The 21,984-nt window shown below is 72.2% G+C and carries 19 protein-coding genes; 14 read left to right on the top strand and 5 right to left on the bottom strand.

The window, feature by feature from the left end:
• Positions 1–90 precede the first annotated feature (90 nt).
• Complete coding sequence (locus DDJ31_RS22260; protein WP_127178584.1) at positions 91–4,641, top strand: FtsK/SpoIIIE domain-containing protein; 4,551 nt, start codon at positions 91–93, stop codon at positions 4,639–4,641.
• 54 nt (positions 4,642–4,695) lie between these two features.
• Here DDJ31_RS22260 and DDJ31_RS22255 read toward each other — a convergent pair whose 3' ends face one another.
• On the bottom strand, positions 4,696–5,550 hold the full coding sequence (locus tag DDJ31_RS22255; RefSeq protein ID WP_127178585.1) for a menaquinone biosynthetic enzyme MqnA/MqnD family protein: 855 nt from the start codon (positions 5,548–5,550) through the stop codon (positions 4,696–4,698).
• Positions 5,551–5,846: 296 nt separating this feature from the next.
• On the opposite strand from DDJ31_RS22255, the gene DDJ31_RS22250 reads away from it, so the two are divergent.
• On the top strand, positions 5,847–6,050 hold the full coding sequence (locus DDJ31_RS22250) for a cold-shock protein (protein ID WP_007490911.1): 204 nt from the start codon (positions 5,847–5,849) through the stop codon (positions 6,048–6,050).
• Positions 6,051–6,342: 292 nt separating this feature from the next.
• Positions 6,343–6,987: a class I SAM-dependent methyltransferase gene (locus DDJ31_RS22245; protein ID WP_127178586.1), complete on the top strand. Its 645-nt coding sequence runs from the start codon at positions 6,343–6,345 to the stop codon at positions 6,985–6,987.
• Between the two features lie 24 nt (positions 6,988–7,011).
• On the opposite strand, the gene DDJ31_RS22240 is transcribed toward DDJ31_RS22245, so the two are convergent.
• On the bottom strand, positions 7,012–7,425 hold the full coding sequence (locus tag DDJ31_RS22240) for a PLD nuclease N-terminal domain-containing protein (protein ID WP_127178587.1): 414 nt from the start codon (positions 7,423–7,425) through the stop codon (positions 7,012–7,014).
• Between the two features lie 88 nt (positions 7,426–7,513).
• Between DDJ31_RS22240 and DDJ31_RS22235 the strand changes: the two genes are divergently transcribed.
• Positions 7,514–8,965 (top strand): menaquinone biosynthesis decarboxylase, encoded by a 1,452-nt coding sequence (locus DDJ31_RS22235; RefSeq protein WP_127178588.1) that lies wholly within the window; start codon positions 7,514–7,516, stop codon positions 8,963–8,965.
• Complete coding sequence (gene mqnP / locus DDJ31_RS22230; RefSeq protein ID WP_431027516.1) at positions 8,962–9,888, top strand: menaquinone biosynthesis prenyltransferase MqnP; 927 nt, start codon at positions 8,962–8,964, stop codon at positions 9,886–9,888. The genes DDJ31_RS22235 and mqnP overlap by 4 nt, the downstream gene beginning before the upstream one ends.
• Here the strand turns inward: mqnP and DDJ31_RS22225 are convergent.
• Positions 9,851–10,459: a rhomboid family intramembrane serine protease gene (locus DDJ31_RS22225; RefSeq protein WP_431027518.1), complete on the bottom strand. Its 609-nt coding sequence runs from the start codon at positions 10,457–10,459 to the stop codon at positions 9,851–9,853. The two genes, mqnP and DDJ31_RS22225, sit on opposite strands and share 38 nt — an antisense overlap.
• A 90-nt stretch (positions 10,460–10,549) precedes the next feature.
• Between DDJ31_RS22225 and DDJ31_RS22220 the strand changes: the two genes are divergently transcribed.
• From DDJ31_RS22220 to DDJ31_RS22195, 6 genes are all read left to right on the top strand, one after another.
• A complete protein-coding gene (locus DDJ31_RS22220; RefSeq protein WP_127178589.1) occupies positions 10,550–11,242 on the top strand; it encodes a UbiX family flavin prenyltransferase in 693 nt (230 codons plus the stop codon).
• Between the two features lie 121 nt (positions 11,243–11,363).
• Positions 11,364–11,819, top strand: a complete 456-nt coding sequence (locus DDJ31_RS22215) for an Lrp/AsnC family transcriptional regulator (RefSeq protein WP_127178590.1) — start codon at positions 11,364–11,366, stop codon at positions 11,817–11,819.
• Positions 11,820–11,857: 38 nt separating this feature from the next.
• Entirely contained in the window at positions 11,858–13,021 is a 1,164-nt protein-coding gene (mqnE, locus tag DDJ31_RS22210; protein WP_127178591.1) for an aminofutalosine synthase MqnE, read from the top strand.
• 4 nt (positions 13,022–13,025) lie between these two features.
• Positions 13,026–13,550 (top strand): GNAT family N-acetyltransferase, encoded by a 525-nt coding sequence (locus DDJ31_RS22205; RefSeq protein ID WP_127178592.1) that lies wholly within the window; start codon positions 13,026–13,028, stop codon positions 13,548–13,550.
• A gap of 83 nt (positions 13,551–13,633) precedes the next feature.
• Positions 13,634–13,957, top strand: a complete 324-nt coding sequence (locus DDJ31_RS22200; RefSeq protein WP_127178593.1) for a DUF4229 domain-containing protein — start codon at positions 13,634–13,636, stop codon at positions 13,955–13,957.
• A gap of 189 nt (positions 13,958–14,146) precedes the next feature.
• Positions 14,147–14,854: a TetR/AcrR family transcriptional regulator gene (locus DDJ31_RS22195; RefSeq protein ID WP_127178594.1), complete on the top strand. Its 708-nt coding sequence runs from the start codon at positions 14,147–14,149 to the stop codon at positions 14,852–14,854.
• Here DDJ31_RS22195 and DDJ31_RS22190 read toward each other — a convergent pair.
• Both DDJ31_RS22190 and DDJ31_RS22185 read right to left on the bottom strand, forming a co-directional pair.
• A complete protein-coding gene (locus tag DDJ31_RS22190; RefSeq protein ID WP_127178595.1) occupies positions 14,791–15,696 on the bottom strand; it encodes a MaoC/PaaZ C-terminal domain-containing protein in 906 nt (301 codons plus the stop codon). The two genes, DDJ31_RS22195 and DDJ31_RS22190, sit on opposite strands and share 64 nt — an antisense overlap.
• Positions 15,697–16,049: 353 nt before the next feature.
• Positions 16,050–17,450: a 3-oxoacyl-ACP reductase gene (locus DDJ31_RS22185; RefSeq protein WP_127178596.1), complete on the bottom strand. Its 1,401-nt coding sequence runs from the start codon at positions 17,448–17,450 to the stop codon at positions 16,050–16,052.
• A gap of 88 nt (positions 17,451–17,538) precedes the next feature.
• Between DDJ31_RS22185 and DDJ31_RS22180 the strand changes: the two genes are divergently transcribed.
• From DDJ31_RS22180 to DDJ31_RS22170, 3 genes are all read left to right on the top strand, one after another.
• Positions 17,539–18,825, top strand: coding sequence for an acetyl-CoA C-acetyltransferase (locus DDJ31_RS22180; RefSeq protein WP_127178597.1), 1,287 nt, complete (start codon positions 17,539–17,541; stop codon positions 18,823–18,825).
• A gap of 341 nt (positions 18,826–19,166) precedes the next feature.
• Complete coding sequence (locus DDJ31_RS22175; protein ID WP_127178598.1) at positions 19,167–21,083, top strand: AMP-dependent synthetase/ligase; 1,917 nt, start codon at positions 19,167–19,169, stop codon at positions 21,081–21,083.
• A gap of 95 nt (positions 21,084–21,178) precedes the next feature.
• On the top strand, positions 21,179–21,940 hold the full coding sequence (locus DDJ31_RS22170) for a MerR family transcriptional regulator (RefSeq protein WP_127178599.1): 762 nt from the start codon (positions 21,179–21,181) through the stop codon (positions 21,938–21,940).
• The last annotated feature ends 44 nt before the right edge of the window (positions 21,941–21,984 follow it).

Below are 21,984 nucleotides of genomic sequence, written 5' to 3'. Positions count from 1 at the left end.
CGGTCATATCCCGTTGCGCCCGGCAAGGGCGTGACGGTTAAGGTCACTCGGACTGTGTCGGGGTGTTCTCGGTGTGTGGGGGGATGGCAGGTGCGCCTGAGTCTGACGGTCGTCGATCCGCTCGGCGGAGCCAGCGCCGACGTGGTGCTCGACGCCGACCCGGAGTGCACGGTCGGCGACATCGCACAGGAGTTGGCGCGGAACGTCGGCGCGGGAGGCGGCGCTCAGGTCATTCCGCTCGGGGCACACCGCAACTCCGGCTCGGGCACAGCTCCGCTCGCCTATGTCGACGGCTACGCCCTGGACCCCTCGGCCACCGTCGTCGGATCGCCGCTGCGCGACGGGGCCGTCGTCAGCCTGCACGATCCGGCCGGCTGCGTCATGGGCGAACCCACCGGCGTCGTGGAGTTCCGGGTGGTCGGCGGGCCCGGAGCCGGGGCGGTGCACCGTCTCGGCGTGGGCAAGTACGACATCGGCGCCGGACCGGCCGCGCATCTGCGCGTCGACGACCCCGAGTTGCCGGACCGGGCCGCCAGTCTCTCCATCGCCATCGACGGCACCTGCACCGTCGCCCTTCATCTCGGGAAGGACGACGAGGTCCGTTTCGACGGTGAGGCGTTCGAGGGAGGTGAGTGGACCCTCGGAGGCCAACTCGCTCTGGGCAACACACTGTTGGAGATCTTCGGCTACACGCCGCCCAACGCCGCCCTCACCTGGTCCGACGACGGTGCGGGACTCGACTACAACCGGCCGCCGCGGCTGCGCCCCGCCGACCGTCAGACCCACTTCTCCCTGCCCAACCCACCCGGCGACTACGAGGCCCGTCCGCTGCCGTGGCTGATGGCGCTGCTGCCGATCGTCGGTGCCGTCGTCTCGGTGCTGATGTTCGGGCGCTGGTACTACCTGATCATGGCGCTGATGAGCCCGGTCATGCTGTTCGGCAACTACTTCATGGACAAGAAGCACGGCCGCAAGTCGCACGCGAAGCAGCTCAAGGAGTACAAGGAGCACAAGGCACGGATCGAGAAGGACGCGCAGGAGGCCCTGGTCACGGAGCGGTCGGACCGTCGCCAGGCCATCCCCGACCCGGCCGCCGTCCTGGCCTTCGGCACCGGCCCGCGCACCAGGCTCTGGGAGCGCCGGCGCACCGACGCGGACCATCTGCTGCTGCGCTTCGGCACCGGACGCGTGCCGTCCGAGGTCGAACTCGACGACCCCGAGCAGGACGAGCACAAGCGCAAGGTCCGCTGGTACCTCGAGGACGCCCCGGTCTCCCTTTCGCTGCGCGACCTCGGGGTCATCGGCATCGCGGGACCCGGTGACTCGGCCCACGCGCTGGGGCGTTGGGCGGTGGCGCAGACGGCGGTGCTGCACAGCCCGATGGACGTCCAGTTCTATGTCCTCACCGACAACTCCGCCGACTCCCGTTGGGACTGGGTCCGTTGGCTGCCGCACTCGCGGCCTGGCAACGGCCAGGACGTCAACATTCTGATCGGCATCGACTCCGAGACGGTGGCCGCCCGGGTGGGTGAACTGACTCAGATCCTCGACGCCCGGCAGAAGGCGCTCAAGCAGGGCGGCCGCAAGGACAACGGTCCGGCCTTCTCCGATCCGGACATCGTCGTCATCTGGGACGGCTCGCGCCGGCTGCGGTCCATGCCGGGGGTGGTCCGGCTGCTGCGCGAAGGCCCGGATGTCGCCATCCGGGCCGTCTGCCTGGACGAGGAGGAGCGGTTCCTGCCCGGCGAGTGCCAGGCTGTGGTCGTCGCCGAGCCCCGGCCGAGCGACACCGGGGCCTCCACGACGCCCGCAGCGCAGCAGGTCGTCGGCGGGTTCCCGTCCTTCCAGGCCTGGCACCCGGCCACCGGACAGGACGAGGAACAGGACCGGGCGGCACCGGAGTTGCGGCTGCGGGTCGAGCAGGCCGGAGCGCTGCGGAAGAAGAACGTGCGACCCGACTTCGTGTCGGCCGCCTGGTGCGCGCGGTTGTCCCGCGCCCTCTCGCCACTGCGGGACATCAGCGGCGAGACCGAGGACTCGGCGCTCCCTGCCGCCAGCCGACTTCTCGACGTCCTCCAGTTGGAGCCGCCCACCCGCGACGCGGTCGCCGCGCGCTGGCAGTTGGGTGGCCAGTCGACGATGGCGGTCATCGGGGAGTCGTACGACGGCCCGTTCGGCATCGACCTGCGCAGGGACGGGCCGCACGGTCTGATCGCCGGCACCACCGGTTCCGGCAAGTCGGAACTGTTGCAGACCATCGTGGCCGCCCTCGCGGTCGCGAACACCCCCGAGAACATGACGTTCGTCCTGGTCGACTACAAGGGCGGGTCGGCGTTCAAGGACTGCGTCAAACTGCCGCACACGGTCGGGATGGTGACCGACCTCGACGCCCATCTCGTCGAACGGGCGCTGGAGTCACTGGGCGCTGAGCTGAAGCGGCGCGAGCACATTCTCGCCGCCGCCGACGCCAAGGACATCGAGGACTATCAGGACCTGGTCAGACGGGATCCCTCGCGGCCCTCGGTGCCCCGACTCCTCATCGTCATCGACGAGTTCGCGTCGATGGTGCGCGACCTCCCGGACTTCGTCACGGGACTGGTGAACATCGCGCAGCGCGGCCGGTCCCTCGGCATCCACCTCCTGCTCGCCACTCAGCGGCCGAGCGGCGTCGTCTCCCCCGAGATCCGGGCCAATACCAACCTCCGGATCGCTCTGCGGGTGACCGACGCCGGTGAGTCGACGGACGTCATCGACGCGCCGGAGGCCGGGCACATCAGCAAGAGCACCCCCGGCCGGGCGTACGTCCGGCTCGGGCACGCCTCCCTCGTCCCGTTCCAGTCGGGCCGGGTGGGCGGTCGGCGGCCGGGCGCCGCCGACCCCGCGACGCTCGCCCCCTGGGCGGGTCCGCTCGACTGGCAGGACCTGGGCCGGGCAGCGCTGCGCAAGCCCAGATCGGAGAGGAGCGAGGACGACGAGATCACCGACCTGAAGGTGCTGGTGGACGCCGTACGGGAGGCCAACACCGCCCTCGGTATCCCGGCGCAGCACTCCCCGTGGCTGCCCGCGCTCGACGGCACCCTCCTGCTGGACGAGGTCCCGGCGGTCCGGGCCCAGGGCGCGCTGCCCGCCGCCCCCTTCGGCGTCGAGGACCTGCCGGCCGACCAGGCGCGCCGGGCCGTGGCCGTCGACTTCGCGACCTTCGGTCACCTCATCGTCGCCGGCGCCCCGCGCACCGGACGCTCGCAGGTGCTGCGCACCATCGCCGGTTCGCTGGCCCGTACCAACTCCAGTGCCGACGTGCACCTGTACGGCATCGACTGCGGCAACGGCGCGCTGAACGCGCTGACCCGGCTGCCGCACTGCGGGGCGGTCGTCAGCCGCAACCAGCTGGAGCGCGTCGAGCGGCTGGTCAACCGGCTCTCCGGCGAGGTGGGCCGCCGCCAGGAACTGCTCGCCGACAAGGGCTACGCCGACATCGGTGAGCAGCGCGCGGCCGTCGTCGAGGACGAGCGGCTGCCGCACATCGTGGTGCTCCTGGACCGTTGGGAGGGCTGGCTGCCCACCCTCGGCGAGCACAACCACGGTGATCTGACCGACCAGGTCATGGCGATGATGCGGGAGGGGGCGAGCGTCGGTGTCCATCTGGTGATCACCGGTGACCGGCAGATCCTGGCGGGTCGCATCTCGTCCCTCACCGAGGACAAGTACGGGCTGCGGCTCGCGGACCGTGCCGACTTCTCGATGCTGGACATCAACTCGCGCAAGGTTCCCGAGGAGATCCCGCCCGGCCGCGCCTTCCGCAACGAGTCCGCGGCCGAGACGCAGTTCGCGCTCCTCTCCGAGGACACCACAGGTCAGGGGCAGGCAGCCGCGCTGGACTCGATCGGTGTGGCGGCGGCGGCGAGGGACAGCGGAGTGCCGCGTGGCCGCAGGCCGTTCCGGGTCGATGTGCTGCCGAACCGGATCTCCTTCGACGACGCGTGGGCGATGCGCGATCCGGCGACGGCCGCCTCCCCGCTGTGGGCGCTGGTGGGCGTCGGAGGCGACGAACTCACGGCGTTCGGCCCCGACCTGGGGCAGGGGGTGCCGGCATTCGTGATCGGCGGCCCCGCCAAGTCGGGCCGCTCGACGACCCTGTTGAGCTTCGCCCGCTCGTACCTCGCCCAGGGGGTGCGCCTGATCGTCGCCGCCCCGCGCCAGTCGCCGGTGCGTGAACTCGACGGTGTGGACGGCGTGCTGAAGGTCTTCACCGGCCGGGACGTCGACGAGGACGAGCTGGAGGAGCTGATCGGCTCGGCCACCCCCGCGGAACCGATCGTCGTCCTGGTCGACGACGCAGAGGTGCTGGACGACTGCGACGCCGAGGACGTCTTCAAGCGGATCGTCGAGCGGGGCGCGGAGGAGGGTCTCGCGGTCGTCATCGCCGGGGACGAGGACGAGATCTGTGACGGCTTCTCCGGTTGGCAGGTCGACGCGAAGAAGGCCCGGCGCGGCATCCTGCTCTCCCCGCAGGAGTCCGGCTCGGGCGAGCTGATCGGCATCCGCACCAACCGCAGCATGGTCGGTGGCCCGATCAACCCGGGCAAGGGCATGCTGCACCTGGGCAGCGGCGAGCACATCACGGTCACGACACCGATGTAGGCCGGGCGGCGTGGGTGAACGGGCGGACCGATGACTCCCGCCCGTTCACCCCCCTCACCCCCGCTCCCCCAACAACTCCACCGTCACATCCGCGGGGAACCCCGTCGTCGGCCCGACCCGGCGGGCGAATTCCTGGACCGCCGCCAACTGGGTGGCTCCGAAGCGGAAGTCGAGGGTGGTGAAGTACTGCTCCAGGACGCTCTCGTCGAACGCCTCCCAGCGGGCCGCCTGTTCGGCGACCTTGGTGACCTCTTCGAGGGAGAGGTTGCGGGAGGCGAGGAACGCCTCGTGGACCTTGCGGGTGATCTCCGGCTCGCGTTCGAGGTAGTCGCGGCGGGCCGCCCAGACGGCGAAGACGAACGGGAGTCCCGTCCACTCCTTCCAGAGCGTGCCGAGGTCGTGGACGGCGAGGCCGTAGCGCGGTCCGTCGTGCAGGTTGGCGCGGAGCGCCGCGTCGCCGATCAGGACCGCCGCCTCCGCGTCCTGCATCATCAGGCTGAGGTCGGGCGGGCACGTGTAGTAGTCGGGCTCGACGCCGAATCGTTCCGACAGCAGGAGCTGGGCGAGCCTGACCGAGGTGCGGGAGGTCGAGCCGAGGGCGACCCTGGCGCCGTCGAGGCGGTCGAGGGGGACCTGGGAGACGATCACGCAGGACATGACGGGGCCGTCGCAGCCGACGGCGATGTCAGGGAAGGCGACCAGGTCGTCCGCGTTCTTCAGGAACTCGACCAGCGTGACGGGGCCGATGTCGAGGTCCCCCCGCACCAGCCGCTCGCTGAGCTTCTCCGGGGTGTCCTTGGTCAGCTCGAAGTCGAGGAGCGTGCCCGTCCTCGCGAGGCCCCAGTAGAGGGGCAGGCAGTTCAGGAACTGGATGTGGCCGACGCGCGGCCGGGTGCGAGAATTGTCCACATCGCGAGGCTAGACCCTATGGGGTAGTCTCCAGGCCCCGGCCCCACGGTCGACTCCGTCAACCCAGACGCCCCTCTTCAAACGTCCGGGTGACGTGATCTTGAGCTCTACCGCTCGCGGCTGCGCGCGTGCTAGGCTCGCCCGCAAGTTGCAGTTTGGTTTCCCTTGCAGTACAGAGCCTGCGGAGCATGTAACCGCGGGCTCTAGTCGTTTTCAGACGTATGCAGATGTGCGGCACTCGTTTTCACACTTGCAGGTTCTGGAGCAGGGCAACCCTTTGGGCCCAAGGAGGGCTTATGGCTACCGGAACCGTGAAGTGGTTCAACGCCGAAAAGGGCTTTGGTTTCATCGCCCAGGAAGGCGGCGGCCCCGACGTCTTCGTTCACTACTCCGCGATCAATGCGAACGGTTTCCGTTCGCTGGAGGAGAACCAGCAGGTCTCCTTCGACGTCACTCAGGGCCCCAAGGGCCCGCAGGCGGAGAACGTAACTCCCGTCTGAGCCGTCACAGCTTCCTGGCTCGACGAGCCTGATGCTTTGATCCGGATCTGAAGCAGTACCCAAGGAGCCCCGCGCCGCAAGGCGACGGGGCTCCTGCCTTCTCCGGAACCGGAGCCCGGACGGGCCCCGGTTGCCTTGCCCGGCCTCCGCCGCCGCCAACACCACCCCACCGCAGCCGCAGCCGCAGCCGCAGCCGCCACCTTGGCTACCACCACCACCGCCACCGCCACCGCCCCGTCCGGGCCGCCCGGCCTGCCCCCGCTGTCAGTGGTGGCCGCTACCCTCCCCGCCCATGACCGACGCCGAGTTCCTCGCCCCCACCCGCGCCTTCTACGACGCCGTCGCGGAGGAGTACGCCGCGATGTTCCACGACGTCCTCGCCACCCGGCCGCTGGACCGGGCCGTGCTGCGCGGCTACGCCGAACTGGTCGGGCCAGGGGTGCCCGTCGCCGACCTCGGCTGCGGTCCCGGGCTGGTCACCGGGTATCTCGCCGGGCTCGGCCTCGACGTCCACGGGCTCGATCTCTCCGACGCGATGCTCGCCATCGCCCGCCGGGACAACCCGTCGCTGCGGTTCGAGCGGGGCTCGATGCTGGACCTCGGGCTGCCGGACGGCGCGCTCGGCGGCGTCGTCTCCTGGTACTCGTCCATCCACACCCCTGTGGACAGGCTGCCCGCGCTGTTCGCCGAGTTCCACCGGGTCCTCGCGCCCGGCGGCCTCCTGCTGGTCGCCTTCCAGGTCGGCGACCGGCCCCGTCGCCACGACCGGCCCTTCGGCCTCCCCGTCGCCCTCGACTTCCTGCGCCGCCGGCCCGACGAGATGACCGCCCTGCTCACCGCCGCCGGGTTCAGGACGGTCTCCCGCACGGTCAGGGAGGCCGACGAGGAACGCGGCGAGACCACCCCGCACGCCGCCCTGATCCTCCGCAGGATCTGAGACCGGGAGGCTCCGCGGGGCGGGTCAGTCGGCGCGGGGGCCCTTCTCCTCGCCCGTGGGGTCGGTGACGTCCTTCGGGGGCTCCTCGGCGCGGCCGCCACCGGCGTCCGTGGCGTCCCGCGCGGCGGTCCCGTCCTCCGGGGCGCCCGCGTCCTTCCCGTCCTTGTTCAAGGACTTCAGGAAGTCGGGGTTGTCGTCCGGCGCCACCCAGCGCTGCGGGCCCGCCTGCCGGCCGCCGCCGGCGCCGCCGCCCGCACGGTTCTTGCCCGCGAGCAGCCAGACGACCGGACCGACCAGCACCTCGCCGAAGAGCAGGATGATGATGATCCAGACCACCTTGGGCAGGCCGCGGACCTCCTCCTCCGGCGTGTTCAGACAGTCGATGAACGCGTAGATCATCAGCGCCAGGACCAGGAGGAACGGCAGATATCTCAGCATGCTCGCGCGCTCTTTCCTGAGGGACGGCAACGGCCCGGGTCGGCCCCGGTGACCGGGCCAGGTTAGCCGGTGGCCGATACTGGGGCACATGGCTTACGACGATCTTCGCTCCCTGCTGCGGGCCCTGGAACGCGAGGGCGACCTCAAGCGCGTCAAGGCCGAGGTCGACCCGTATCTGGAGGTCGGGGAGATCGTCGACCGGGTGCAGAAGGCGGGCGGCCCCGCGCTGCTCTTCGAGAACGTGAAGGGCTCGTCGATGCCCCTCGCGATGAACGTCTTCGGCACCGACCGCCGGCTCCTGAAGTCCCTCGGCCTGAAGTCCTACGGCGACATCTCCGAGAAGATCGGCGGCCTGCTGCGGCCCGAGCTGCCGCACGGGTTCGTCGGCGTGCGCGAGGCGTTCGGGAAGCTCGGCGCGATGGCGCACGTCCCGCCGAAGAAGGTGAAGGACGCACCGGTCCAGGAGACCGTCCTGACCGGCGACGACGTCGACCTCGACCAACTGCCCGCGCTGTTCACCTGGCCGCAGGACGGCGGGTCCTTCTTCAACCTGGGCCTCACCCACACCAAGGACCCCGAGTCGGGCATCCGCAACCTCGGCCTCTACCGGCTCCAGCGGCACGACCGGCGCACCATCGGCATGCACTGGCAGATCCACAAGGACAGCCGCAACCACTACCAGGTGGCCGCGCGCCGGGGCGAGCGGCTGCCGGTCGCGATCGCCTTCGGCTGCCCGCCCGCCGTCACCTACGCCTCCACCGCGCCGCTGCCCGGCGACATCGACGAGTACCTGTTCGCCGGGTTCGTCTCCGGGCGGCGGATCGAGATGGTCGACTGCAAGACCGTCCCGCTCCAGGTGCCCGCGCAGGCCGAGGTCGTCCTGGAGGGATGGCTGGAGCCGGGCGAGATGCTGCCCGAGGGGCCGTTCGGCGACCACACCGGGTTCTACACGCCGCAGGAGCCGTTCCCGGCCCTGACCATCGACTGCGTGACGATGCGCAAGCGGCCGCTGCTCCAGTCGATCGTGGTCGGCCGGCCGCCGACCGAGGACGGGCCGCTCGGCCGGGCCACGGAACGGTTCTTCCTGCCCCTGCTGAAGATCATCGTGCCGGACATCGTGGACTACCACCTGCCCGAGGCGGGCGGCTTCCACAACTGCGCGATCGTCTCGATCGACAAGAAGTACCCGAAGCACGCGCAGAAGGTGATGCACGCGATCTGGGGGGCGCACATGATGTCCCTCACCAAGCTGATCGTCGTCGTGGACTCCGACTGCGACGTCCACGACCTGCACGAGGTCGCGTGGCGGGCGCTCGGCAACACCGACTACGCCCGTGACCTGTCGATCGTCGAAGGTCCCGTCGATCATCTGGACCACGCCTCCTACCAGCAGTTCTGGGGCGGCAAGGCCGGCGTCGACGCCACCCGGAAATGGCCCGAGGAGGGCTACACCCGCGACGGCGGATGGCCTGAGATGGTCCTCTCGGACCAGGAGACGGCGGCGAAGGTCGACCGCCGGTGGAAGGAGTACGGGCTGTGAGCAGCGAGGCCATCCCCGGTACGGGCGGCACGGAGCCGCTCCGCCGGCGCGGGGGCGTGTCGGCGTTCCTGCGCCTGGTGATGATCGAACACTCCGTCTTCGCGCTGCCCTTCGCGTACATCGCCGCGCTCACCGCGATGTACGAGGTGGACCGCAGCATCCACTGGACGCGGCTGCTGCTGGTCACCGTCTGCATGGTGGGGCTGCGCACGTTCGCGATGGCCGTCAACCGGATCATCGACCGGGAGATCGACGCCCGCAATCCGCGCACCGCCCAGCGCGAGCTGGTGACCGGCGCGATGTCGGTGCGGCACGCCTGGACGGGCGCGCTGGTCGCGCTGGTGGTCTTCCTGGGCTCCGCGGCGCTGCTCAACCCGCTCTGCCTGGCGCTCGCGCCGGTCGCGGTGATCCCGATGGTGGTCTACCCCTACGGCAAGCGGTTCACGAACTTCCCGCAGGCCATCCTGGGGTTCGCGCAGGCCATGGGGCCGATCGGCGGCTGGCTCGCGATCACCGGCACCTGGTCGTGGGACGCGGTGATCCTGGGGCTCGCCGTCGGCATCTGGATCGGCGGGTTCGATCTGATCTACGCCTGCCAGGACGTCGAGACGGACCGTGAGATCGGCGTCAGGTCGGTGCCGGCCCGCTTCGGCATCCCGGCGGCGATCTGGGGCGCCCGCGGCTGCCACACCGTCACGACGGCGCTGTTCGTCTGGTACGCCGTCGCGACCGGCGCCGGTGTCTTCTTCTGGCTCGGCCTGCTGATCGTCGCGGGCGCGTTCGTCTACGAGCACACGATCGTGCGCCCGCACGACCTGACCCGGCTGAACCGGGCGTTCTTCTCCACCAACGGCTTCATCGGCATCAGCCTCTTCGTGTGCGCGCTCATCGACCTGCTGGTGCGGGGCCTGAGCGTGGCTTAGGGCCGAACAGGAACGCGGCCGTCACGCCCGCCGCGAGGCCCAGCAGGTGGGCCTGCCAGCTGACGCCCGCCTGGGTCGGGGAGAGGCCGAGGGCGAAGGAGCCGCCCCACACCGCCGTGATCAGGACGGCGGTGATCAGGGGCAGCGGACGGCGAAGCAGCAGCCCGGTGACGACGAGGTAGCCGAAGAGGCCGAAGATCAGGCCCGACGCGCCCGCCGTGTTGGTGCCTGCCGGGGATATCAGCCACACGCCCAGGCCGTCCGCGACGATCACGAACGCGCACACCGCGGCGAACCTGCGGAGCCCGCCGAGCGCCGCGAGGAAGCCGAGGACCAGGAGCGGCACTGTGTTGGCGACGAGGTGCCCGAAGCCGAAGTGGATGAAGGAGGCCGGGACGATGTCGATCAGCTCGCCGGGGACGCGCGGGACGATGCCGAAGTCGTCGAGCGCGTGGCCGCTGAGCGTGTCGGCGATCTCCAGGAGCCACAGCAGGGCGATCCAGCCCAGCATCAGCCGGGCCGCGGCCTTCGCCCGGTCCCCTCTCGACCACGCCGGTCCGGTGTCGCGCACGAAGCCCCCCGCTCCTGTTCGTCCCCTCTGGGGAACGTCCGGGCCCCCTTGGCCGGTTCCCGTTGCCCGGCGCCGGATAGGCTCGGGGGTGTGAACCCGCTCAAGCCAGGAAACGCGCCGCGTACGCCTTGGATCGTAGGGGTGTCCGGGGCCTCCGGCACCCCATACGCCGCCGCCGTGCTGCGTGCGCTGCTGGACGCCGGTGAGGAGGTCGACCTGGTGGTCAGCCGGGCGTCCCGGCTCACGCTGCTCGACGAGACCGGTCTCCCCTTCCGGGACGCGCACTGGCGCGAGGACCTCGGGCAGTGGCTGGCGCGCGGCGCCGACGGCAAGCCGGACTCGTTCGGCGTGGACCTGGCGCGGGTGCGGTACTGGAGCGCGGGCGACCTGGCCGCGGGGCCGTCCTCGGGGTCGTACCCGGTGCGGGGGATGCTCGTCGTGCCGGCCTCCACGGCGTGTGTCGCGGGGGTCGCCCTCGGGCTCTCCAAGGACCTGCTCCAGCGGGCGGCGAGCGTCACCCTCAAGGAGCGCAGGCCGCTGGTGGTCGCGGTCCGGGAGACACCGCTCAACGGTCAGACCCTGCGGCACCTGGTGACCCTGGACGACCTGGGCGCCGTCGTCGTGCCGACCTCGCCCGCCTTCTACGCGGGCGCCACCCACATCCAGGACCTGGTGGACTTCGTCGCCGGGCGGGTGCTGGACGCGGCCGGGATCCGGCACCGGCTGTACCGGCGCTGGACGGGGGAGCTGGGCGGCGGGTCGGCGGACGCGGCCGAGCGGTGACCGCCGCGGCCCGGCGCCCCTGTCCCCCCGGTTCCCTCCCACCCCCAGGCACCACCCGCAACACCCGCAGCACCTCTCGTCGTTTCGTTTCAAGGAATCTCCAGCGGAAGGCTTCGATCGCATGGACGCGGTGGACAGGCAGCTCATCCAGGCCCTGAGAGAGAACGGCCGGGCCTCGTACGCGGAGCTCGGGCGTCTCGTCGGCCTGTCGGGACCGAGCGTCACCGACCGCATCAACCGGCTGGAGGCGGCCGGGGTCATCACCGGGTACCGGGCCACCGTGGACTCGGCCTCGCTCGGGCTCGGGGTCATCGCGCTGATCGGCATCTCGCTCTCGGACGCGGCCGACCACGAGGACGTCGCCCGCCGGCTCAAGGACCTCCCGGAGATCGAGGACTGCTGGTTCATCGCCGGCGACGACTCGTTCATGCTCAAGGTGCGCTCCACCGACGTCGACGGTCTCGAGCGGACGATCCGGCGGCTGAGCGGGACGAAGGGCGTCTCGCGGACCCGCACCACGGTGGTCCTCTCCACCAAGTGGGAGAACCGGGTCGGGGAGCTTCCCGAGGAGGTGTAGGCGTACCGTTGGCCGCGTTGTCGTCGAAAGGTGTTGGTATGGACGTCGGGCTCAAGCGCGAGCTGGAGGAGAAGGTCCGCTCCGGTGAACGGCTGACCCGTGAGGACGGCATCGCCCTCTACGAGTCCGACGACCTGGCGTGGCTCGGCGGGCTCGCGCACGAGGTGCGCACCCGCAAGAACGGCGACGTGGTCCACTTCAACGTCAACCGGCACCTGAACATGACCAACGTGTGCACGGCGTCCTGCGCCTACTGCTCGTTCCAGCGCAAGCCGGGCGAGAAGGACGCGTACACGATGCGCATCGAGGAGGCCGTGAAGCTCGCCACCGCGATGGAGGGCGAGAACCTCACCGAGCTGCACATCGTCAACGGCCTGCACCCGAACCTGCCGTGGCGCTACTACCCGCGGTCGCTGCGCGAGCTGAAGGCGGCCCTGCCGAACGTCTCCCTCAAGGCGTTCACGGCCACCGAGATCCACCACTTCGAGACGATCTCGAAGCTCTCCGCCTCGGAGATCCTCGACGAGCTGATCGACGCCGGTCTCGAATCCCTGACCGGCGGCGGCGCGGAGATCTTCGACTGGGAGGTCCGCCAGCACATCGTGGACCACCGCACCCACTGGGAGGACTGGTCGCGGATCCACCGGCTGGCGCACGAGAAGGGTCTGAAGACCCCGTGCACCATGCTGTACGGGCACATCGAGGAGCCCAGGCACCGGGTGGACCACGTGCTGCGGCTGCGTGAGCTGCAGGACGAGACCGGCGGCTTCCAGGTCTTCATCCCGCTGCGCTACCAGCACGACTTCGTGGACATGAAGGACGGCAAGGTCCGCAACCGGCTCCAGGCCCGCACCCAGATGGCGACCGGCGCCGAGGCGCTGAAGACGTTCGCCGTCTCCCGGCTGCTGTTCGACAACGTCCCGCACGTCAAGGTCTTCTGGGTGATGCACGGCGTCCAGACCGCGCAGCTTGCCCTCCAGCACGGCGCGGACGACATGGACGGCTCGGTCGTCGAGTACAAGATCACGCATGACGCGGACAACTACGGCACCCCGAACAAGCTGACCCGCGAGGACCTCCTCGACCTGATCAGGGACGCCGGTTTCCGCCCGGTGGAGCGCAACACCCGCTACGAGATCATCCGCGAGTACGAGGGCCCCGACCCGGCCCGTCGTGACGCGCCGCAGCCGATGCGGGTGTGATCCGGTGGCGTTGACGTTCGAACTGGACCCGGCGGTCTCCCGCGACCTCCGGGACCAGGTGCTCACCCTCTGGGCCGACGTGTCCAACGCGGGCGGCTCGGTCGGCTTCGTGCCGCCGGTCGGCGCCGACGACATCAGGCCCGAGCTGGTCAGACACCTGATCGCCATGGCGGAGGGCAGGACCCGGCTGCTGGTCGGCAGGGACGGGACAGGCGAGGTCGTCGCGACCGCGTTCCTCACGCTCAACACGCACCGGCTGATGCGGCACTGGCTCTGGCTGTACACCGTCATGGTGCACCCGCGCCATCAGGGCAAGGGGTACGGCCGCGAGCTGCTGGCGGCCGCGGCCGACGCGGCCCGCGGGATCGACGGCATCGAGGCGGTCAGGCTCACCTGCCGGGGCGGCCTCGGACTCGAGCGGTTCTACGCGTCGTGCGGCTACAAGGAGGTCGGCCGGATCCCGGACGCGATCAGGGTGGCGCCGGGCGACGACCGCGACGACATCGTCATGCTGCTGCCGCTGGGCTGAGCCGCGCACCCCCCTCCAAGATCCTGGAGGGGGCGTGCTTCACTGGACGTTGCCCCTGTTTGGAATCGGAAGAGTGGATTGAGATGCTCCGCTACACGCTGATGCGCCTCGGGATCTTCGTGGGCTGCCTCGTGGTCGTCTGGGGCCTCGTCTACTCCGAGGTCGTCCCGCGCGGTCTCGGCGCCTCGAACGGCATGTGGGTCGTGCTGCTCGCCCTGGTGCTCTCCGCGCCGATCAGCTTCGTCGTGCTGCGCAAGGAGCGCGACCGCGCCTCGGTGAAGATCGTCGAGCGGGTGGACCGCGCCAAGGCCAACCTGGACGCCAACCGCAGCCAGGAGGACGACGTGGACGACTCGGTGCGCGCGCACCAGGACGCGGCTCCCGCGCAGGGGCAGACGGCGTCCTGACGGCGGGCCCCCGCCCGTGGGGTCGGGGCAGACTCCGTCCTGACGGCGGCGGGCCCCCGCCCGTGGGGCCCGGCCGTGTGCCGGTATGCCCGGCGCGGTCCGGCAGGCTCCCGGCCGAGCCGGGCGCGGTCGCGGTGGGCCGTAGTCGGTCCGGCCGGTTGGCCGGGTGGCCCAACTACCCTTGCCCTCATGGGTGCCGTGAAGACCAAACGGATGCCGCGGGCGGTCCGTGAGCAGCAGATGCTGGACGCCGCCGTGCGGACCTTCGGTCAACGCGGCTACATGGCCGCGTCGATGGACGAGATAGCCGAACTCGCGGGCGTCTCCAAGCCGTTGGTGTACCTGTACCTGACCTCGAAGGAACACCTCTTCACCGCGTGCATCCGGCGGGAGGCCGAGGCGCTGGTCGAAGCGGTGCGGGCCGGGGTGCGGCGGGAGCTGCCCGCCGACCGCCAACTGTGGGAAGGGCTCGGGGCGTTCTTCACGCACACCTCCCGCAACCCGGACGGCTGGGCGGTGCTGCACCTCCAGGCGCGGACGCACGGTGAGCCGTTCGCTGCGGTGGTCACGGCGATGCGCGAGGAGATCGTCGTCTTCGTGACGCAGTTGATCGTGGACGCGGCCCGGGAGGCACACCGGGACCCGCACCTTCCCGAGCGTGAGGTCGCCGGGCTCGCGGAGGCCCTGGTGGGGGCGGCCGAGTCGCTCGCCGCGTGGGCGAACGCCACCCCCGGGATCACGGCCAGGCAGGCGGCGGCCACCCTCATGAACTTCGCGTGGGCGGGCCTCGGCGACCTGATGGACGGCCGCCCCTGGTCACCGCCCGAGCCGGATCACGACGGGACGGGCGGGACCTTGCCCGGCGGGACCAGTGCGGAGAGCTCGCCGACGACGTGAACGCGGTCGCCTGCGCGCAGTTCGAAGCGTCCGTCGGCGTCCGCCGCGTAGGTCACCGTCCCCGGCAGCAGGACCGGCGCCCTGAACTCGGCGCGCATCCGCACCGCTTCGGGAGTGCCGTGCGCGGCGAGGCAGCGGGCGACCGTCCACATGCCGTGCGCGATGGCGCGCGGGAAGCCGAACAGGCGGGCGGTGAGCGGGTGCAGATGGATGGGGTTGCGGTCGCCCGAGGCCGCCCCGTAGCGCCGTCCGATGTCCTTGCCCAACTGCCAGTCGGCGCGGGCGGGCAGCGGCTCGCGGTCGGCGGAGCGGCCGTCACCCGTGGTGCCCGTCCCCGCGTCCGCTCGGCTGCCCAGGGCCTCGGAGCCGGTGGCGTGCCGGGCCAGATAGGTGCTCCGCGACTCCCACACCACCTCCCCCGCCGTCCTCAGCTCGGTGACCACCGCCGCCTCGGTGCCGCGCCGGTGCGGCCGCAACCCGTCGACGCGGACGGCGAGTTCGTGGCCGGCGGTGGCGGGCTGCGGCCGGTGGCGGGTGATGTCGATCCCCGTGTGGACCAGCCCGAGCAGCGGCAGCGGGAAGGCCCGGCCGCTCATCAGCCGCATCGCCAACGGGAAGCCGAGCACGTGCGGATAGGTGAGGGGCAGGGCGTCGTCACCGGTGGCGAAGCCACAGACGCGTTCGTAGGCGGCCAACTTGGCCAGGTCGAGTTGGAGTTCGGGCACGACGAGCCAGTCGTTCGGGTAACCGGCGTCGGACCGTGGGCGCTTGAGCGGAGACAGCAGGGCGCCACGGGCGAGGAGAGGCGCGAGGGCGGGCATGCGGGCGAGGGTGACGGGCATCGGGCTCCTACGAGGTCCTGCGTCCGGTTCGGGGCGTCGGCGGGGCGGGGCGGGGCGAAAGGCTGAGCGGGGCGAGGGGATGAGCGGGGACGGGAGGCTGAGCGAGGACGGGGTTGGGGCGAGGGCTGGGGCAGGGCGAGCGCGAGGGCGGGGCACGGAGTTGGGCGTCGGCGCGACGGGGGCGGTGCGGGCCGACCGGAACTGAACTGGGCTGACGGCACTGCGCACTGCGCGGGGCCGACCCGCCTGGGCTTGCCGGGGCCGGCCGGGTCGACGAGCGGCGCTGTCCGCGCTGTCGGCAGTTGACCGGCCCTCGTCGGCGGTGTGGTGCCGCGGCCCCGCCCCCGGTCGCGCTACGCGCCCAGCAGGCTCTGGCCGCAGACCCGTACCACCTGGCCGTTCACCGCCCCCGACGCCGGGTGGGCGAGCCAGGACGTCGTCTCCGCGACGTCGATCGGCAGGCCGCCCTGGGAGAGGGAGTTCATCCGGCGGCCCGCCTCGCGGATGAGGAGGGGGATCGCGGCGGTCATCCTCGTCTCGATGAATCCGGGCGCGACCGCGTTCACGGTCACCCCGTGCTCTTCGAGGGCGCGCGGCGCGAGGGCGCGGACCAGACCGACCACACCCGCCTTGCTCGCGCCGTAGTTGGTCTGGCCGGCGTTTCCGGCGAGTCCCGCGATGGAGGCGGTGGCGACGATCCGGCCGCCGCGCCGCAGGGCACCGGCGCCGAGGAGCGCGTCGGTGGTGCGCAGGACGGCGCCGAGATTGACGTCGAGCACCGAACTCCAGCGCTCGGCGGGCATGTTGACCAGTCGCCTGTCGCGGGTGATGCCCGCGTTGTGGACGAGGACGTCGAGGCCGTCGGGCAGCGCGTCGGCGATCAGGGCGCCCGCGTCGGGGGCGGTGATGTCGAGGGCGAGGGCGGTGCCGCCGAGGCGTTCGGCGAGGGCGCGGGCGTCGTGCTCGGCCTGCGGCACGTCGAGGACGACGACATGGGCGCCGTCGCGGGCGAGGGTCTCGGCGACGGCCTCGCCGATGCCCCGGGCGGCCCCGGTGACCAGGGCGGTGCGGCCGGCGAGGGGGTGCTCCCGGTCGGCGGGGGCGCCAGGCCCACCGAGCCCGCCGGGTGCGCCGGGTCCGCCGGGTACGCCAGGCCCACCAAGCCCGCCGGGCCCGCCGGGTGCGCCAGGTCCGCCGGCTCCGCCAAAGCCGCCGGGTCCGACGGTGATCACCTGCCCGCTGACGTAGGCGGACTTGGGGGACAGCAGGAAGCCGAGGGTGGACTCGGCGGCGGTCGCCTCGGTGAGCCGGACCAGGTTGACGGTCCTGCCCCGGCCGATCTCCTTGCCGAGGGAGCGGGTGAAGCCCTCGAACGCCTGCTGCGCGGCGGCCTGGTGGTGGTCGGCGGGGTCGAGGGGCGCGCCGAGGACGACGACGCGCCCGCCGGGGGCGATCGACCGGACGACGGGGTGCAGGGCGGTGTGGACGTCGAGGAGGGCGTCGACGTCCCGGACGCCGGTGGCGTCGAGGACGACGGCGGCCGGGTTGCCGGTGTCGTCGCCGAGGCCGGTGCGGGCGAGGACCGGCGCGAGGTCGAGGGCGGACTTGCCCGCGGTCAGGTGCAGCAGGCCGCCGTCCAGCGCGGGCCGGGCGGTGGACCACCTGCTGAGCGGCGCCGGCTGGGGCAGGCCGAGCCGCCGGGTCAGCAGGCGGCCGGGCGCGGTGCCGGTGAAGCTCAGATAACGGTCGGCCATGCGTGTCTCCCCGGTCGGACTCAACTTGCTTACTCTGGAGTAAGGTTACCGGTGGTAAGTGTAGGTCAACGGTGAGGAGCAGGTCGAGATGAGTCCCGTGCAGCCGCCGGTGGCACGACGCGTCGCGGTCATCGGCGGTACGCGTGTCCCCTTCGCCCGCTCGGACGGCCCCTACGCCACCGCCTCCAACCAGGAGATGCTGACCGCGGCCCTGGACGGCCTGGTGGCCAGGTTCGGGCTCCAAGGTCCCGGCGCGGTGGGCGAGTTCGTCGGCGGGGCGGTGCTCAAGCACAGCCGTGACTTCAACCTCGCCAGGGAGACGGTCCTCGGTTCGACGCTGGACGCCCGCACCCCCGCCTACGACCTGCAACAGGCGTGCGGCACCGGGCTCCAGGCGGTGATCGCCGCCGCCAACAAGATCGCCCTCGGGCAGATCGAGTCGGCCGTCGCGGGCGGCGCGGACACCGCGAGCGACGCGCCGCTCGGCGTCAACGACCTGCTGCGGCGCATCCTGTTGGAGGCACGCAGGGCGAAGTCGGCGGGCGCCAGGCTCAGGGCGCTCGCCCGGGTCCGCCCCGCCCACCTGGTCCCGGACATCCCGCGCAACGCGGAGCCGCGCACCGGCCTGTCCATGGGCGAGCACGCCGCCGTCACCGCCCGCGCCTGGGGCGTGACCCGTAAGGAGCAGGACGCGTTGGCGGCGGCCAGCCACCAGCGGCTCGCGGCGGCCTACGAACGGGGCTTCTTCCAGGACCTGGTGGTCCCCTTCCGCGGCCTGGCCCGCGACCAGAACCTCCGTCCGGGCTCCACGCCCGCCAAACTCGCGGCGCTCAAGCCGGTGTTCGGGCTCGACGCCCCCGATCCGACGATGACGGCGGGCAATTCGACGCCGCTCACGGACGGCGCGGCGACGGTGCTGCTGGCGTCGGAGGAGTGGGCGCGGGCGCGCGGCCTGCGACCGCTGGCGTATCTCACCGCCCACGAGACGGCCGCGGTCGACTTCCCGCACGGTGATGTCGCGGGCGGCGAGGACGGGTTGCTGATGGCACCGGCGTACGCGGTCCCGCGGATGCTGGAGCGGGCCGGGCTCGCCCTGGCGGACTTCGACCTGGTCGAGGTGCACGAGGCGTTCGCGTCGCAGGTGCTGGCGACGCTCGCGGCCTGGGAGAAGCGCGGCCTCGGCGCGGTGGACCGGGACCGGCTGAACGTGGCCGGTTCCTCGCTCGCCACCGGCCATCCGTTCGCGGCGACCGGAGCGCGGATCGTGGCGACGCTGGCCGCGCTGCTCGCCGAGCGCGGCGGGCCGGGGCGCGGCCTGATCTCGGTGTGCGCGGCCGGCGGCCAGGGCGTGACGGCCGTCCTGGAACGGGACTGAGCCCGGGTCAGGCAGGGCGTGACAGCCACCCTGGACCGGGACTGAGGACTGAGCACAGGTCCGGCAGGGCGCGTAGGCCGTTCTGGAACGGGACTGAGCCCGGGTCCGGCAGGGCGCGGGGGCCGTCGTGGGTGCGGGGACGGTCACGGCCGTCGGCGCGGGCACAGGCCCGGCTCCGGACTCTTCCCGAACCCACACCCGCCCCTCACCGCGGCCCCGTACGATCGCCGTCCGAACCGGCGGTGACGCGCCCGTCGCACGCCGCGGGTGAACGACTCGGTACGAACCGCACGTACCACCTCGGCAGAGCGGAACCGAGCCGCACGCCACTGGAGTTGCCCATGTCCGTGTCCCGTCCCGTCGCCTACGACCACGACGGTGTGCCTCAGTTGGTGGAGCCCGAGATCCGGCGGCTGGACGGCGTGGTGCGCGAGGTGTCCGTGCCGCCGCTGGTGCCGCCGCGCAGCCACGGGTCGCTCGCTGACCTGCCGTTCGAGAACGCGGCGGCCGCGCCCGCGTCCCGGGTGCTCAGCCGCCGTACGGGGGACGGCGGTTGGGCGGACGTGACGGCGGACGGGTTCGCCCGTGAGGTGCGGGAGCTGGCGAAGGGGCTGATCGCCGAGGGGCTGGTGCCTGGCGACCGGATCGCCGTCATGGCGCGGACGGTCTACGAGTGGACGCTGCTGGACTTCGCGGCGTGGGCGGCGGGCCTGGTCACCGTGCCCGTCTACCCGACGTCGTCGCTGTTCCAGACCCGGTGGATCCTCCAGGACTCGGGCGCGGTGGCGTTGGTGACGGAGACGGCGGCGCAGGCGGCAGCGCTCGGGCCCGAGCTGAACCGGCTGCCCGACCTGCGTCATCTGTGGGTGGTGGAGAAGGGGCACCTCGACCGGGTGGCGGAGCTGGGGCGGCCGGTGCCCGACCACGAGGTCGATGTGCGGCGCGGGATGCTGGTGCCCGGCACCCCGGCCACGCTCGTCTACACGTCGGGCACCACCGGGCGCCCCAAGGGCTGTGTCCTCACCCACGGCAACTTCCTCGCCGAGGTCGACAACGCGATCGAACTCCTCTACCCGGTCTTCAGGTCGAAGACCTCGGAGGAGCCGTCGACGCTGCTGTTCCTGCCGATGTCGCACGTGTTCGGCCGGATGGTGGCCATCGCCTGCGTCCGCGCCCGGGTGCGGATCGCGCACGCGCCGAGCCTGGCGGCCGAGGATCTGCTGGCCGACCTCGGCACCTTCAGGCCGACGTTCCTCGTGGCGATCCCCTACATGCTGGAGAAGGTCTACAACAACGCCCGCGCGAAGGCGGAGAGCGTCGGCCGGGCGTCCGCCTTCGACCGGGCGGCGGCGGTGGCCGGGCGGTACGGGGAGGCGGTGGAGGCACGGCAGGCGGGCACCGGTCCCGGGCCGAACGCCGCGCTGCGGGCGGCCCGCGCCTTCTACGACCCGCTGGTCTACCGCCGTATCCGCAGCGCCATGGGCGGCCGGGTCCGTCAACTCATCTGCGGAGGCTCGCCGTTGGGGCGGCGCCTCGCGGCCTTCTACGCGGGCGCGGGACTTGAGATCTACGAGGGGTACGGGCTGACCGAGTCGACGGGCGCGGCGACCTGCACGCCCCCGCTCAAACCCCGGCTCGGGACAGTGGGTTGGCCGATGCCGGGCACCAAGGTGCGGCTGGCCGGGGACGGGGAGGTCCTGCTCGCCGGCGGCCAGGTGTTCCGCGGCTACTGGGACCCGCACGCGGGCGGGGTGGTGCCCGCGTCGGCCGACGGCTGGTTCCCGACCGGCGACATCGGGCACCTCGACGACGAGGGCTATCTGACCATCACCGGCCGCAAGAAGGAGATCCTGATCACCGCGGGCGGCAAGAACGTGGCGCCCGCGCCGCTGGAGAACTGGCTGCGCCAGCACCCGTTGATCTCCCAGTGCGTGGTCGTCGGCGACCGCCGCCCGTACGTCTCCGCGCTGCTCACCCTCGACCCGGAGGGCATCACCCACTGGCGCCGGATGAACGGCAAGCACCCGGTCCCGGCCGAACTCCTCCTCGACGACGAGGAGTTGAGGCAGGTGTTGCAGCGGGCGGTCGACGAGGCCAACAAGCTCGTCTCCCGCCCCGAGTCGATCCGCCGCTTCACGGTCCTGCCGCGCGACCTCACGGAGGCCGACGGCCATCTGACCCCGTCGATGAAGCTGCGCAGGGAGGCGGTGCTGAGGGACTTCGCCACGGAGGTGGAGTCGCTGTACGACGGGCGGTGAGACGGCGGTGCGGCGCCGCCGACCGGGACGGTTCGGCCGCCGCGTCCGCGCACGGTGCGACCAGCCCGGCGCTCTCCCGCATACCCTGGGCGCCGATGCCGAACGACGACCGCCGTCTGCGTCCCGTCGACCTCGCCAGGTCGGCCGGGATCTCGACCCAGCAGGTGCGCAACTACGAGGACGCGGGCGTGCTGCCGCCCGCCGGGCGCACCGGGTCCGGCTACCGGGTCTTCGGGGACGCGCACCGGCGGGCCCTGCTCACCCACCGGGCCCTGGTGCGCGGGTACGGGCCCACGGACGCGGCCCGGATCATGCGGACCGTGCACGCCGGTGACGTGCCGGGAGCGCTCGCCCTCGTCGACGCGGCGCACGCCGCCCTGCACGCCGAACGCGCCGCGCTGCGGGCGGCCGTCGAGGCGCTGGAGGCGGCGGCCGGGGCGCCCGCCCCGGTGCCGCGCGCGGGCCTGCGGATCGGGGAGGTGGCCGCCCTGCTGGGGGTCCGTACGTCGGCGCTGCGGGTGTGGGAGGCGGCGGGGCTGCTGACGCCCGGCCGGGAGCCGGGCACCGGGTACCGCAGGTACGGTCCGGCCGAGGTCAGGGACGCCCGTCTGGTGCACACCCTGCGCCGGGCCCACCATCTCTTCGACCAGATCCGCCCGGTCCTGGCGGAACTGCGCCGCGAGGGCGACCGTGCGGACCTGCGCTCGGCGCTGGCCGACCGCGCCGGGTCCCTGACCGCCAGGAGCCGGGCGATGCTCACCGGGGCGGCGGCGCTGGACGGCTACCTCGACGGCTCCGGTCCCGGCGACGCGGCCCGCGACGCGGCGGCGACGGACGCCGGCCGTCCCCGTCCGTAGCCCTCCGGAGGGGTAGTTTCCGGTCATCGTCCGGCGTCGCGGCG

It is taken from the genome of Streptomyces griseoviridis (assembly GCF_005222485.1).
Lineage (GTDB): Bacteria > Actinomycetota > Actinomycetes > Streptomycetales > Streptomycetaceae > Streptomyces > Streptomyces hintoniae.
The sequence above is the reverse complement of the archived record's forward strand: the minus strand, read 5'-3'. Positions and strand labels throughout refer to the sequence as shown.